Origin of the sequence: Variovorax sp. VaC1, from assembly GCF_043658315.1 — a bacterium.
Classification (GTDB): Bacteria; Pseudomonadota; Gammaproteobacteria; order Burkholderiales; family Burkholderiaceae_C; genus Variovorax.
In genome coordinates this window covers 580,262-594,933 of the sequence record NZ_JBIGLT010000002.1, presented here as the reverse complement: position 1 = coordinate 594,933, position 14,672 = coordinate 580,262, and the positions used below count along the sequence as shown (strand labels likewise).

Annotated in this window: 10 protein-coding genes and 1 pseudogene; 2 read left to right on the top strand and 9 right to left on the bottom strand. The window is 68.2% G+C overall.

The features are described from left to right. Positions 1–7: 7 nt before the first annotated feature. From ACGLHS_RS09780 to ACGLHS_RS09760, 5 genes are all read right to left on the bottom strand, one after another. On the bottom strand, positions 8–3,136 hold the full coding sequence (locus tag ACGLHS_RS09780) for an efflux RND transporter permease subunit (RefSeq protein ID WP_394479134.1): 3,129 nt from the start codon (positions 3,134–3,136) through the stop codon (positions 8–10). A gap of 18 nt (positions 3,137–3,154) precedes the next feature. Beyond that, a complete protein-coding gene (locus tag ACGLHS_RS09775; protein WP_394479132.1) occupies positions 3,155–4,303 on the bottom strand; it encodes an efflux RND transporter periplasmic adaptor subunit in 1,149 nt (382 codons plus the stop codon). Between the two features lie 303 nt (positions 4,304–4,606). Next, a complete protein-coding gene (locus tag ACGLHS_RS09770) occupies positions 4,607–5,152 on the bottom strand; it encodes an Rrf2 family transcriptional regulator (RefSeq protein ID WP_093237939.1) in 546 nt (181 codons plus the stop codon). Between the two features lie 22 nt (positions 5,153–5,174). Further along, positions 5,175–5,873, bottom strand: a complete 699-nt coding sequence (locus ACGLHS_RS09765; RefSeq protein WP_093237940.1) for a Bax inhibitor-1/YccA family protein — start codon at positions 5,871–5,873, stop codon at positions 5,175–5,177. Between the two features lie 186 nt (positions 5,874–6,059). Continuing rightward, the gene (locus tag ACGLHS_RS09760; protein ID WP_394479129.1) at positions 6,060–6,446 is read right to left on the bottom strand and encodes a hypothetical protein; all 387 of its coding nucleotides are present in this window, start codon (positions 6,444–6,446) and stop codon (positions 6,060–6,062) included. A 297-nt stretch (positions 6,447–6,743) separates the two neighbouring features. Between ACGLHS_RS09760 and ACGLHS_RS09755 the strand changes: the two are divergent. Then, positions 6,744–6,917: pseudogene (locus ACGLHS_RS09755) on the top strand (hydrolase); the annotation flags it as partial. 22 nt (positions 6,918–6,939) lie between these two features. Here ACGLHS_RS09755 and yccS read toward each other — a convergent pair. Together yccS and ACGLHS_RS09745 are read right to left on the bottom strand one after the other, a co-directional pair. Beyond that, positions 6,940–9,165, bottom strand: coding sequence for a YccS family putative transporter (gene yccS / locus ACGLHS_RS09750; RefSeq protein WP_394479127.1), 2,226 nt, complete (start codon positions 9,163–9,165; stop codon positions 6,940–6,942). Positions 9,166–9,210: 45 nt separating this feature from the next. After that, positions 9,211–10,569 (bottom strand): NUDIX domain-containing protein, encoded by a 1,359-nt coding sequence (locus tag ACGLHS_RS09745; protein WP_394479125.1) that lies wholly within the window; start codon positions 10,567–10,569, stop codon positions 9,211–9,213. Positions 10,570–10,710: 141 nt separating this feature from the next. On the opposite strand from ACGLHS_RS09745, the gene ACGLHS_RS09740 reads away from it, so the two are divergent. Next, positions 10,711–11,928: an acyl-CoA dehydrogenase family protein gene (locus ACGLHS_RS09740; protein WP_394479123.1), complete on the top strand. Its 1,218-nt coding sequence runs from the start codon at positions 10,711–10,713 to the stop codon at positions 11,926–11,928. Positions 11,929–11,942: 14 nt separating this feature from the next. Here the strand turns inward: ACGLHS_RS09740 and ACGLHS_RS09735 are convergent, their stop codons facing one another. Both ACGLHS_RS09735 and hydA read right to left on the bottom strand, forming a co-directional pair. Further along, complete coding sequence (locus tag ACGLHS_RS09735; RefSeq protein WP_394479121.1) at positions 11,943–13,199, bottom strand: Zn-dependent hydrolase; 1,257 nt, start codon at positions 13,197–13,199, stop codon at positions 11,943–11,945. An 18-nt stretch (positions 13,200–13,217) separates the two neighbouring features. Continuing rightward, positions 13,218–14,657 (bottom strand): dihydropyrimidinase, encoded by a 1,440-nt coding sequence (gene hydA, locus ACGLHS_RS09730; protein WP_394479119.1) that lies wholly within the window; start codon positions 14,655–14,657, stop codon positions 13,218–13,220. Positions 14,658–14,672: the final 15 nt, after the last annotated feature.

The window sequence follows — 14,672 nt, the reverse complement described above, 5'->3', positions numbered from 1 at the left end:
GTGAGTGTCAGGCGGCTTGCTCTTCGCTTGCCTCGCGCCCCATCACCCTCGCGGCCAGGCGCTTCACCAGCAGGTAGAACAGCGGCACGAAGAAGATGCCCAGCGCCGTCGCCGCGAGCACGCCGCCGAATACGCCGGTGCCGATGGCCGTCTGGCTGCCCGAGCCCGCGCCGGTGGCGACGGCCAGCGGGATCACGCCCGCCAGGAAGGCCAGCGAGGTCATCAGGATCGGCCGCAACCGCAGGCGCGCGCCTTCGGCCACCGCTTCGAGCAGCGGCACGCCGCGCCGCAGCGCCGCTTCGGCGAACTCGATGATGAGGATCGCGTTCTTGGCCGACAGGCCGATGGTCGCGAGCAGGCCGACCTGGAAGTAGATGTCGTTCGACAAGCCGCGCAATGCCGCCGCGATCACCGCGCCGAGCACGCCCAGCGGAATGACCAGCATCACCGAGAACGGCACCGACCAGCTCTCGTACAGCGCGGCCAGGCACAGGAACACCACGAGGATCGACAGCGCGAACAGCAGCGGTGCCTGCCCGCCGGACAGCCGTTCCTGGTAAGACAGGCCGCTCCAGGCCTGGCCCGTGCCGCTCTGCTTCTTCGCGATGGTCTCGACCGCGGCCATGGCCGTGCCCGAGCTGGTGCCCTGCGAAGCCGCGCCCTGGATCTGCACCGCGGGCAGGCCGTTGTAGCGCTCCAGCTGCGAGGCGCCCTGCGACCAGCGCGTGGTCGCGAAGGCCGAGAACGGCGTCATCGCACCGGTGCTGCCGCGCACGAACCATTGGCGGATGTCGTCCGGTGCCGAGCGGTAGGGCGCATCGGCCTGCACGTACACGCGCTTGACGCGGCCGCGGTCGATGAAGTCGTTGACGTAGCTGCCGCCCCAGGCAATGCTCAGCGTGGTGTTCACGTCTTCGAGCGACAGCCGCAGGGCCGATGCCTTCAGCTGGTCGATGTCGATCTGCAGCTGCGGCGTGCCGGCCACGCTGTTGGCACGCACGGATTGCAGGCGCTTGTCCTTGTCGGCTTCGCGCACCAACTGTTCGCGCGCCTGCACCAGCCGATCGGCGCCCATGCCCGAGGTGTCCTGCAGCCAGAACTCGAAGCCGTTGGATTGGCCCAGCCCTTCGATGGGCGGCGGCACCATGCCGTAGACCTCGGCATCGCGCTGCTGCTTGGCCAGCGCCACGCCGGCGCGTTCCGCGATGGCGTGCGCGCGTTTGTCGGCGCCGGGGCGCTCCGACCAGTCCTTCAGCGAGACGAAGGCCATGCCCATGTTCTGCCCCGAGCCGCCGTAGCTCCAGCCGGTGAGCGTGAAGATGGTGTCGGTGGTGTCCTTCTCGGTTTCGAGGAAGTGCTTTTCGACGGCGCGGTTCACTTCGTCCGTGCGGCCCGAGGTGGCGCCGGCCGGCAGCGTGAGCTGCACCATCACGCTGCCCTGGTCTTCTTCCGGCAGGAAGCCGCCGGGCAGGCTGACGTACAGCAGGCCCATGCCGGCCACGATGGCGACATACACGGCCGTGAAGCGCAGCGGCTTGCGCAGGATGCGGCCGAGTACGCTCACATAACGGCCCTGCGCGGCATCGAAGCGGCGATTGAACGCGCCCAGAAAGCCGCGCGTGCGCGGCGGCACGCCGGCCTTCAGGAAGCGCGCGCACAGCGCCGGGATCAGCACGATGGCCACCACCACCGACAGCGCCATCGACGCGATGATGGTCACCGAGAACTGCCGGTAGATCACGCCCACCGAGCCGCCGAAGAAGGTCATCGGCAGGAACACCGCCGACACCACCACCGCGATGCCCACCAGCGCGCCGGTGATTTCCTTCATCGACTTGATGGTGGCGGCCTTGGCGTCGAGTCCTTCTTCGTGCATGACGCGCTCGACGTTTTCCACCACCACGATGGCGTCGTCCACCAGCAGGCCGATGGCCAGCACCATGCCGAACAGCGTCAGCACGTTGATCGAATAGCCGAAGGCCGCGAGCACGCCGAAGGTGCCCAGCAGCACCACCGGCACGGTGATGGCCGGGATCACCGTGGCGCGCCAGTTCTGCAGGAACAGGAACATCACGACCACCACCAGCGCGATGGCTTCCAGCAGCGTCTTGATGACCGACTTGATCGAGATCTTGACGAAGCGCGTGCTGTCTTCGGCATAGGCCACGCGCAGGCCCGGGGGCAGCGACGGTTCGAGCTCGGCGATGCGCGCCTTCACCGCGTTGGCGGTGGTCAGCGCGTTGGCGCCGGGCGCCAGCATGATGGCCGAGCCCGAGGCTGGGTGGCCGTTCAGGCGCGTGGTTTCCGCATACGACTCGCTGCCGATCTCGACGCGCGCGACGTCGCCCAGGCGCACCACGGCGCCGTCGGCCTGCGTCTTGAGCACGATGTCGCGGAACTGCGCGGGCGTCTGCAGGCGCGAGAGCGCGGTGACGGTGGCGTTCAGGTGCTGCGTCGGCGCTGAAGGCCGCGCGCCGATCTCGCCCACCGACACCTGCGTGTTCTGCGCGGTGATGGCGGCGGTGACGTCGGACGGCATCAGCTGGTAGCTGGCCAGCCGGTGCGGGTCGAGCCAGATGCGCATGGCGTAGGCGGCACCGAAGGCCTGCACCGAGCCCACGCCGTCGACCCGGCTGATCGGGTCGCGCAGGTTGCTGGCCATCCAGTCGGAGATGTCGGTGTCGGTGCGCCGGTCGGTCTCGTCGTAGAGCGCGACGATGAGCAGGAAGTTGTTCTGCGACTTCGCGACCGTCACGCCCTGTTGCTGCACCGCCTGCGGCAGCCGGCTGGTGGCCTGGCTGACCTTGTTCTGCACCTGCACCTGCGCGGTGTCGGGGTCGATGCCCTGGCGGAAGGTGACGCTGATCTCGGCGTAGCCGGCCGAACTGCTCGTCGACTTGAAGTACATCAGGCCGTCGATGCCCTTCAGCTGCTGCTCGATGACCTGCGTGACGCTGCTTTCGAGCGCCTGCGCCGAGGCGCCGGGGTAGTTGGCGTAGACGACCACGGTCGGCGGCGCGATGTCCGGGTGCTGCGACACCGGCAGCGTGCGAATGGCCACGCCGCCGGCCAGCATGATGAGGATGGCGATGACCCAGGCGAAGACGGGCCGCTGGATGAAGAAATTGGCGATCACTGGATTCTTGGATTCTTCTTACTCGGCGGCGCCAGAAGCGGCCGCGGCTGCGTTGGCAGACACCGGCACCGGCTTCACCTTTTCGCCGGGGTGCGCGCGCTGCAGGCCCTCGACCACGAGGCGGTCGCCTTCGCGCAGGCCCTTGGTCACGACCCAGTGCTCGCCTTCGGTGCTGCGCACTTCGATCGGACGCAGCTCGACCTTGTCGCCGGCACCGACCACCAGCGCGGTGGGCTCGCCCTTTTCATTGCGGGCCACGCCGCGCTGCGGCGCGAGGATCGCCTGCCGCTCCACGCCCGACTCGACCTGCGCGCGCACGTACATGCCGGGCAGCAGCAGGCCTTGCGGGTTCGGGAACTCGGCGCGCAGCGTGACCGAGCCAGTCGCCGCATCGACGCCCACTTCGGAAAACTTCAGCGTGCCGGCATGCGGGTAGGGCAGGCCGTCTTCCATGCGCAGGCGGACCTGGGTGCTGGCCGGTGCCATGTCGCCCGAGATGAATCGGCGCTTGAGTTTCGTCAGCTCCAGGCTCGACTGCACCACGTCGACGTAGATCGGGTCGAGCCGCTGGATCGTGGCCAGCGCCATCGCCTGGCCCGGCGCCACGAGCGCGCCCTCGGTCACGCCCGAGCGGCCGATGCGTCCCGCGATGGGCGCGGTGATGCGCGTGAATTCGAGGTTGATGCGCGCAGCCTTCACCGCCGCCTGCGCGGCCTTCACGCTGGCTTGGGCTTGCACGAGCGCGGCCTGTGCCTCTTCGTGCTCCTGCCTGCTCACGGCATTGGCCTTGACCAGTTCGCCGAAGCGTTCGGCCTTGCCGCGCAGGCTGGCGATGGTGGCCTGCGTCGTGGCCAGCGTGGCTTGCGCCTGCTCGTGGGCGGCCTCGAAGGGGCCGGGCTCGATCTCGTACAGCACCTGGCCCGCGCGGACCATGCTGCCTTCTTCGAACAGGCGCTTGCGCACGATGCCGTTGACCTGCGGCCGGACCTCGGAGACGCGGTAGGCGGCGGTGCGGCCGGAGAGTTCGGTGTGCACGGCCACGTCGCCGGCGTGCAGCGACACGATGCCGACTTCGGGAGGCGCGGCATCGGTGGCGGGTGGCTGCTTGGCGCCGCATGCGGCGAGCGCGAGCAGGGAGAAGGGAAGCAGGAGCTTGAAGGTGGTCATGGCCATCTGGAATCGCGGTGTCGCGCGCGCGGGGGAATGCCCGGCGTTGCGCGTCTGCACCTTAACGGTGCATTGTGCCTTTGGTGTTGCGATGCAACATGAAGGAATCCCAAGACCGCGACAGGGAGAAGCAGCGGCCTTGGTGCGGCGGGAGAACATCCCGTCGCCAACGAAAAAAGGCCCATGCAGATGCCAGCCCGCCGCCACGTCGATCCGTGGCGGGAGCTGGCTGCATGGGCCGCGAAAAGCGGTCGGTCTGTGGCTCGCTGCGGTTGCCGTCTTCAGACGGCGGGGGCGGCGGACCTAACTGGCGCTTTGCTGGTGGCGTCGGCCCAGTGCGAACACCGAGTTGGGCGCATCGACGACGAAGGGCTTGCGCGCGGCCGGCTGGCCGACCGGCGTGCGCCGGGCGTCCTGCCGTGCCGCGGGCTGCACGCCCTTGGCCTTCTGCTCGTCGACCAGGCTCTGCAGCGAGATCGACTTGAGGAACTCGACCGCGCGAAGATTCACGGTGGCCCAGAGCTCGTCGATCTCGCAGCGGCCGGCGTCGCCAGGCGCGCCGTTGCCGCGTCGGCGGGTGGACTCGGCATCGTGTTCCTCGATCGAGAGGACGATGTCGGCCACCGAGATGTCGGCTGCCTTGCGGCTGAGCGAATAGCCGCCGCCCGGACCCCGGGTCGATTCGACCAGCTCGTTGCGGCGCAGCTTGCCGAACAGCAGTTCCAGGTACGAGAGCGAAACCCGCTGGCGCATGCTGATCGACGCCAGCGTGACCGGGCCCGAGCGGCCGTGCAGGGCGATGTCGATCATCGCGGTGACCGCGAAGCGGCCCTTGGTGGTGAGGCGCATGTCAGTTCTCCTTTGCGGTGGATTACTCGTCGCGGCCGCCGGCGATGCCCAACAGGGCCAGCAGCGACTGGAAGACGTTGTAGATGCTGAGGTACACGCCCAGCGTGGCCGAGATGTAGTTGGTTTCCAGGCCGTCCTTCACGCGCTTGAGGTCGTGCAGGATGAAGGCCGAGAAGATGCCGATGGCCGCGACCGACAGCGTCATCATCAGTGCGCTCGACTTGATGAAGAAGTTGGCGATGCCCGCCACCAGCAGCAGGATGGCGCCGATGAAGAGCCACTTGCCCATGGCCGACAGGTCGCGCTTGATGACCGACGACAGCGAGGCCATGCCCAGGAAGATCGCGCCGGTGCCGGCGAACGCCGTCATCACGAGGCTGGCGCCGTTGGCCAGGCCGAGCACGGTGCCGACCAGGCGCGACAGCATCAGGCCCATGAAGAAGGTGAAGGCCAGCAGCACCGGCACGCCGGCGGCCGATTCCTTGGTCTTCTCGATGGCGTACATGAAGCCGAAGGCGCCGCCGAGGAAGACCATCAGGCCGATGCCGGGCGACATGGCGCGCGAGAAGCCGGTGGAGACGCCGATCCAGGCGCCGAGCACCGTGGGCACCATCGACAGCGCGAGCAGCCAGTAGGTGTTGCGCAGGACGCGGTTGCGTTCCTGCACCGAGGCGATCGGCGCGTCGAAGCCGGGGTGGTAAGTGGTTGGGCTGTTGTTCATTGTGATTTCCTGATTTCCTTGAAGGGAGGTGGACCGATGCCGGACTGGACGAAATGGCACGTGCAGCGGGCGAACGGCCGGAAGGGAAGATGTGTCGTTGCGATGCGGGTGTGCCGGAAGGCCGGCAGGCCGTATCGGAGGGGCAGGAGCCCGCGCAGGGCTCCCGGTCGCGCAGGGCCGTGAGGCCTAGGCGACGAAGGAAGCGGCGCGAGGAGGCCGCTTGGGCCGTTCGAGGAACGGCGAGATCGTGGTGGTCAGGCCGAGTTTCGGCAGCTGTTCCGACAGACGCTGCGGCAGGCGCACGTCGTTGCGGGCATCGACCAGCTCGGCGTGTTCGGAGCCTGCTTCGTCGAGGTTGGTGGCATCGTCCGATGCCGAATCGGCATCGCCGACCGTGGTGGCATCGGCGAGCGAAACGCTGGTGACCACCGTCTGCTCGACCTGGCTGGCCTGCGAGACGGTTGGGTGGTTGCCGTACGTATGGCCGGCACCGATCAGGTTGTGGGCAAGCACGGCAAAGCCGTAGCAGGACAACATGATGGCAAGGACAGTAGCGGCAAACCAGCGGGACATGAAGGGGTAATTTTACCTGCCGCCGGCCCACCCGGCCGCAAAGACGGCGCTTTCTCCGACCGGGGCGCACGGATGTTCAGGTGTTCTTCATCGTCCATCAGATGAGACGCTCATGAAAAATTTGGCCGACTACCGGAGTTTTGGCCTCGCTTTTAGCCTTCTGGACATGCATCGGCGCCCTCTGCCTGCCGGGCATTCACCCCAACTTCCAGGAGAACCTTTCATGGCCACCTCCGACAACATCGCCAACTTCAACGGCGCCAGGCCTGTGATCGACGCCGACGACGCCGCCATGCCGATACCGCGGCCGTCTGCTCCGAGATCCAGAAGACCTGGAACCGCGAAGACGCGCTGCAATGGGCCGAGGCCTACAGCGCGGTGTTCCCGCCGTACCAGTTGCTGATCGAGAGCGATGTGAAGGCGCAGGAGGTCGTGAAGAACAGCGAGCAGCTGGATTCGCAACGCGCCTGAAGCCTGAAGGCTCGCTGGCTTGCTACGCGGCTGTGGTCGTCGGAGGCTCGGTGCCTTCCGGCTGCAGCCATTCGCGCGCATGGCCGCGCAGCGCATCGATCTGTAGCCAGATCAAACCCAGCTCCGTATGAAAGGTGCGCGCCTGCGGATCGGCCTCGCCGCTGGCGGCCGTCGCTTCTGCCAACGCGGCGCGCGCCGCCGATTCCGAGGCGGTGTCGCGCGGGCCATCGACCGAGCCGCTCTCGAGTCCGGCCGCCAGCGCGTCGAGCGCCGCGATCGCGCCTTCCGCCGCAGTGCGCAGCACCGCCATCTGCGCCGAATCGGGCAGCGCTGCGCGGTGTGCGCCCAGTGCCGACAGATAACTCAACAACGTGTGCGAGCGGATCAGAAAGCGCAGCGCCACGCCCGCGCGCGGCCGCACATAGCCGGGCTCGCGGAACATGTCGGACACGGCGGTCGACAGGGCCGCATCGGCGTTGTGGTCGTTGCGGCGCGCCAGCCGGTAATCGAGGTGATCGCGTGCGCCCGTGCGGTACTGCGCGACGATCTGCCGCAGGTAGCCCGCATGCCCACGCAAGGCGGCCGCCGCCAGTTCGTTGATGCGGCGCGCCTGCCAGTGCGGCAGCACCAGCAGCACGGCAAGCCCGGCGATCGCGCTGCCGATGGCGGTGTCGACCAGCCGCGGCACCAGCAGCACGCCACTGTCGCCGACCTGGTTGAAGCACATCAGCACCAGCAGCGTCATCGAGGCCGTTGCCAGCAGGTAGCGCGTGGTGCGTGTCGCGAAGAACAGCACGCCCGCCACCACCGCGATCACCGACTGCACCAGCGGTTGTGGAAACAGCTGCAGCAGCGCCCAGCCCGCCACCACGCCCAGCGCCGTGCCCGCAATGCGCTGGCCCATGCGCGAGATGGTGTCGCCGTAGGTCTGCTGGCACACGAACAGCGTGGTCAGCAGGATCCAGTAGCCCTGCGCCGGATGGATCAGGTGCATCACGCCATAGCCCGCGATCAGCGCGATCGACAGCCGCAACGCATGCCGAAACAGCGGCGAGCGCGGCGTGAGTTGCCGCCGCACGCGTTCGACCGCATCGCGCCATGAACGCGGCGAGCGGTCGAACAGACCCATCTCGGTCCGGCCGGCGCGCGCCGACGGCTGGCTTGCGCCCGTGAGCTGCCCGTCGAGTTGCGCAAGGTTGCGCGCGAGCGCCTCGACCGAAGCCAGCAGCACCAGCCGCTCGGGCGTGGACGCGCGTGCGCGTTCATGCGCGATGGCGCTGCGCAGGTCGGCCAGCGCCTGGACGGTCTCGGTGCCCACCTCGAAGGGTTCGCGCCGCTCGATCGACACCGCAAGGCGCTGGCAGGCGATGCCCTGCAGGTCGAGCACGCGCTGGCAGCGGTACAGCAGGTCGCTGTGGAAGAAGGCGTCGGCCAGCGCGTTGTAGTCGTCGTGCGAAGAGCTGGCGCGTTCGTGCACGTCCTGCGCGATGAGGTACAGGCCGCGGTAGCGCGAGATGCGGCCCGTCGGCGCCCGTGCGCCGATGCGGCGGAAGATGCTTTCCTTGGCGGCGTTCAGCTCGGTCACCACCTCCGCGTTGAGCTGCGCGAGCGACAGCCGCTTGCGCTCGATGTCGATGCCGCGCAGCGGCTCGAACAGCGACGCCTTGAAGCGCACGAAGTTGCCCAGCACACCGAACAGCGTGACCAGCCGCGCCTGCACCGGCTGCGCCGGAAAGGCCGCGCACCAGAGCACCGAGAACACGCCGTACCACGCCGCGCCCGCCAGCAGCAACAGCGGCTCGCGGCCGCGAACGGCCGCAGTGCCGTGCGAGGACGTCATGTTCTGGATGCCGAGCGTGGCGTACATCCCCAGGATCAGCGTGGCATAGGCAATCGCCTTGTAGCGCGCCTCCACCGCGCCCAGCATCGTGAGGCTGAAGGCCGCGAGCGCGAGCCCGGTGATGAACAGCAGCGGCAGGCCGAACAGCGCCTCGACCGCGAACGCCATCGCCGCGAAGCAGGCCAGCGTGACCAGTTGCGCGCGAAGCCGGCCGCGCCAGCTGTCGTCGGTTTCGGCAAGCGCGCTGGCGATGGCGCCAAGGAACAGCGGGATCACCGCATCGGGGTGGCCGGTGTAGCCGCACGCGGCCATCAGGCTGCCGAGCGTGAGCAGGATGCGCAGCGGCTGCGCGCGAGAGGCAAAAGACCGCAGCCGCTGGCGCAGCGCGTCGGAGGACGGGGGAAGCATGGTGCGATCTTGCACGATGCATGCCACGGTTTCGTGGCGTTGTGGCTATGTCGCGATCGGGCGGCGCATGAAGCCGTGGCGGGGCGCGATCCACTGGAGCTGCCCGGCGCTGTCGGCCGTGTTCGCGGGCGAAAGGCCGATGAACAGCGTCTGGTCTTCGATCAGCAGGAACTGGCGTGAACTCGCGCCGTCCATGCCTGCGCAGGCTTGCAGCGTGGCTTCTCCGAGCGCGAGTTTCTCGCCCGGTGCGGGTGGGTCGATGGAGGCATCGGGCCAGGTCGCCCGCAGGCTTGCGAGCGCGTGCGTGGATTCCGCCGTCAGGGCCTGCGTCGACAGGATGTGGCGTACCCGCCCCGGTGCCGCCGCGACGAGCGCCGCGAGGTGTGCTGGTGTCAGGGGCAACGGGTCGATCAGTGCGCAATCGCCGTTCGAAGTGCCGACGAAATAGCTGTGGGCGAGCTTGCCTTGTGCACCGTCGTCGCTGGCGTCACTGGCGGTGACCCGCACGACTCGAGTGGACAGCCGCATGACAAGCCCGGCTTCATGCGCATACCGGCCGTGGCCTTCACCGTCCGGATCGACGAGGCCGACCTCGTCGTATGCCGGCTCTTCCATGTTCACCGGCCGCCGACCTTTGGGCCCGTTCGCCAGCCGCGGCATGACGCGGGGGATGTGCCGCAGGCCGCGCGCATGCGCGATGACCTCGTTCGCGCTCACGAACTGCGCAAGCTGCTCCAGGATGCGACGCGTCACGTTCATCAGCTTGAGGCCGCGCGCCGGGTCCACCGCCTCGGCGGGCTTCAGCCACATGTGCTCGACGGTCTCGCTGCCATCAGGCCGCACGCTCTGCCCCGCCGGCATCAGCGCAAGAAAGAAGCGGGTGTCGAAGCGGCGCGGCATGCCGGGCGGCGTGAGCCAGTGGGTGAAGTAGGTCAGCCGGTCGACCGCGAGTCGCCAGCCGTGTTCCGCGCACAGCGCGAGCAGCGCATCGGTGCCCTGCACGGCCGCATCGCGCATGGCCGCGAGCCGGTCGGACGGCAGGCCGTCGAGCTTCACCAGCGCGCCTGATGGATCGGTGGCGAACAGCAGGCCGGCTTCTTCGAAGCATTCGCGGATCGCGGCCGCGTAGTAATCGAGGCCGCCTTCGGGCACGGCAAGGCGCGCGCTCGCGGCGTCGTCGTCCAGCCCGCTGCATTGCGCGTGCAGGCTGCGGTCGTGCGCATCGATCACGCCGCCGGGAAACACGCTCGCGCCGCTGTTCTGGTCGTTGGCCTTTTCGGCCCGGCGCAGCATCAGCACTTCGAGCCCGCGGCCTTCGTCGCGCAGCACGATGAGCGTGGCCGCGGCGCGCACGGGGCGCGGCGCTGCGGGTTTCTGCGGGGTCTCCGGTGTTGTTGTGTTCATGGGAAGGCATTCTCGCGCCGCCTGGCCGTCGGAGCGCTGCTGCGAAGGTGACAGCCGCACCGGGTGCCTGTCGCGCGAAGGACCGTCCAAATCCGCCCGCGCGCCTTAACTTCAACGCACTTTGTTGTTGAAGGACGCCTGATGCATTTCGAATTCACACCCAAGGTGATCGCGCTGCGCGACGAGTTGTTGAAGTTCATGGACGAGTACGTCTACCCGAACGAGAAGCGCCGCGAAGAAGAGCTGGCCGCCAACGCGCGCGCCGGCCGCCCCTACGCCGAGCTGCCGATGATGGCCGGCCTGAAGGCCAAGGCGCGCGAGCGTGGGCTGTGGAACCTGTTCCTGCCCGAGTCGGAACACGGGCCGGGCCTGACCAACGTCGAGTACGCGCCGCTGTGCGAGATCATGGGCCGGCGCTACTGGTGCGCCGAGATCTTCAACTGCTCCGCCCCCGACACCGGCAACATGGAAGTGCTGGCGCGCTACGGCACCAAGGCCCAGCAGGAGCGCTGGCTCACGCCGTTGCTGGCGGGCGAGATCCGCTCGTCGTTCGCGATGACCGAGCCCGAGGTGGCTTCGAGCGACGCCACCAACATCCGCTGCAGCATCCGCCGCGAAGGCGACGAGTACGTCATCAACGGCCGCAAGTGGTACATCACCGGCGCCATGAACGAGCGCTGCGAAATCTTCGTGCTGATGGGCAAGACCGACCCCGACAACGCCGACCGCCACAGGCAGCAGTCGATGGTGCTGGTGCCCAAGAACACGCCCGGCGTGAGCATCGTGCGCGACATGCAATTGCTCGGCATGTACGACCCGCCCTTCGGCCACCCCGAGATCGTGTTCGACAACGTGCGCGTGCCGGTCGAGAACATCCTGCTCGGCGAAGGCCGCGGCTTCGAGATCGCGCAGGGCCGCCTCGGCCCCGGCCGCATCCACCACTGCATGCGCGCCATCGGCATGGCCGAAGCCGCGCTGGAGATGATGTGCGAGCGGCTGGTGTCGCGCACCGCCTTCCACAAGCTGCTGTCGGAGCAGGGCGTGTGGCGCGAGCGCATTGCCGAGTCGCGCATGCTGATCGAACAGTCGCGCTGGATGGTGCTCAACGCCGCCTACCGCATGGACACGGTGGGCAACAAGGTCGCCGCGAAAGAGATCGCGATGATCAAGGTGCTCACTCCCAACAACTGCGTGAAGGTGATCGACTGGGCGATGCAGGCCTTCGGCGCGATGGGCCTGAGCCAGGACACGCTGCTCACGCACTTCTACGCCTACGAGCGCCACCTGCGCGTGGCCGACGGCCCCGACGAGGTGCATCGCAACGCGATCGCCAGGCAGGAGCTGGCGGCGTACCAGTAAACGCCGCGACGGCTTCAGTCGACGCGCTTCGCGCGTTCGAGCATCGCGTGCAAGAGCACGTTGCAGCCCGCCGTCAGGTGGTCGGGCTGCGCGTCCTCGATCTCGTTGTGGCTGATGCCGTCCTTGCACGGCACGAAAATCATGCCGGCCGGTGCGAGCCGCGCCGCATAGATCGCGTCGTGCCCCGCGCCCGAGACCACGTCCATGGCCGAGTAGCCGAGCTTTTCGGTCGCGCGGCGCACGGCGTCCACGCAGTCGGGGTGGAAGGGGCAGGGCGGGATGTACGACACGCGCTCGATCGTCACGCCCAGCCCGGTCTCGCGGCCGGTGCGCTCGACGAAGGCGAGGATCTCGGCGTGCATGCGGTCGAGCAGTTCGTCGTTCACGTTGCGCAGGTCGACCGAGAACTTCACCTGCCCCGGAATCACGTTGCGGCTGTTCGGGTGCACCTGCACCATGCCGACCGTGCCGCGCCCGTAGGGCTGGTAGCGCAGCGCAATGGCCACCACCTCCTGCATGATCCGCGTCGCCACCTGCAGCGCATCGCGACGCAGGTGCATCGGCGTCGGGCCCGCATGCGCTTCCATGCCGGTCACCACGCAGTCGTACCACGAGAGGCCGAGAACGGCAGGCACCACGCCGATCACCTTGCCCGCGTCTTCCAGCACCGGACCCTGTTCGATGTGGGCCTCGAAGTAGGCGCCGATGGGGTGGTCCCCCGGCGTCTGCGCACCGACGTAGCCGATGCGCTCCAGCTCTTCGCGCACCGTCTTGCCTTCGGTGTCTTTCGCGGCGTAGGCGTGTTCGAGGCTGAAGGCGCCGCAGAACACGCCCGAGCCCATCATCACCGGCACGAAGCGCGAGCCCTCTTCGTTCGTCCAGAACGCGACTTCGATGGGCGCCTCGGTGCGAATGCCCTGGTCGTTCAGCGTGCGCACCACTTCCAGCGCCGACAGCACGCCGTAGTTGCCGTCGAACTTGCCGCCGGTCGGCTGGGTGTCGATGTGGCTGCCCGACACGATGGGCGGCAGCGCGGGGTTGGTGCCTTCGCGGCGCATGAAGACGTTGCCGATCTTGTCGACCGTGATGCTCAGGCCGGCCTCCTTGCCCCACGACACCACGAGGTCGCGGCCCTGCTTGTCGAGGTCGGTCAGCGCCAGCCGCTTGACGCCGCCCTTGGCCGTGCCGCCGATGCGTGCCAGCTCCATCAGCGAGTTCCACAGGCGCTCGCCGTTGATCGTCAGCACCTGTTTGTCCACTACTGCATTCATGTATGACTCCTTGAGAATTCAGCGCGCCACGGCCGTGGGCGCGTGCTGCTGCTTGAAGCGCTCCAGCGCGGTGAACATCGGCGCGAAGGGCGGGCGCTTGAGGTAGCGGCCGGTGCCCGGCTCGGCGCGCAGGTCGCCGTTGCGATAGACCCAGCGGCCAGCGCTCACGGTGTGCTTGGGCACGCCCATGACTTCGCGGCCTTCGAAGATGTTGAAGTCGCTCTTGGAGTGCTGCGTCTTTACCGACAGCGTCTTGGTGGCCTTCGGGTCCCACACCACGATGTCGGCATCGGCACCGGCCTGAATGACGCCCTTGCGCGGGTACAGGTTGAAAAGCTGCGCCGCGTTGGTCGAGGTGACGCGCACGAACTCCGAGGGTGTGAAGCGGCCCGCGTTGACACCGGCATCCCACAGCACCGCCATGCGTTCTTCGACGCCGCCGCAGCCGTTGGGAATCTTCGTGAAGTCGTTGCGGCCGGCGGCTTTCTGCTCGGCGCAGAAGGTGCAGTGGTCGGTGGCCGTGGTGTGCAGGTTGCCGCCCTGCAGGCCGCGCCACAGCATGGCCTGGTTCTCGCGCGAGCGGAAGGGCGGGCTCATCACGTGGGCGGCGGCGCGTGCGAAGTCGGGGTCGCGGTAGGCGCTCTCGTCGACCACGAGGTGGCCGGCCAGCACTTCGCCGTACACGCGCTGGCCGCGCGCGCGGGCGCGGGTGATGGCTTCGAGTGCCTCGCCGCACGACACGTGCACGACGTAGATCGGCACGCCCAGCACATCGGCGATGGCAATGGCGCGGTTGGCCGCCTCGGCCTCGACCATCGGCGGTCGCGACAGCGGATGGCCCTCGGGTCCGCGAATGCCCTGCGCCAGCAGTTGCTGCTGCAGCATCGCGACCAGCTCGCCGTTTTCCGCATGCACCGTGGGCATGGCGCCGAGTTCGAGCGAGCGCTGGAAGCTCTTCACCAGGATCTCGTCGTCGGCCATGATCGCGTTCTTGTAGGCCATGAAGTGCTTGAAGCTGTTCACGCCATGCTCGTGCACCAGCGTGCCCATGTCGGCATGCACGCTGTCGTTCCACCAGGTCACGGCCACGTGAAAGCTGTAGTCGCCGGCGGATTTTTCGGCCCAGCCGCGCCACATGCGAAAGGCGTCCATCAGCGACTGCTGCGGATCGGGAATCACGAAGTCGATGATGCTGGTGGTGCCGCCGGCCAGGCCCGCCGCCGTGCCGCTGAAGAAGTCGTCGGCCGCGACCGTGCCCATGAAGGGCAGCTGCATGTGGGTGTGCGGATCGATGCCGCCGGGCATGACGTAGGCGCCGCCGGCATCGATCACCTCGGCGCCACCCGGCACCTGCAGGTCGGTGCCGACATGGAGGATCTTGTCCCCCTGGCAGAGCACGTCGGCACGGTGCTCGGCATCGGCGTTGACCACCGTGCCACCGCGAATGAGTACGGTCATGGCGTGAGTTCCTTC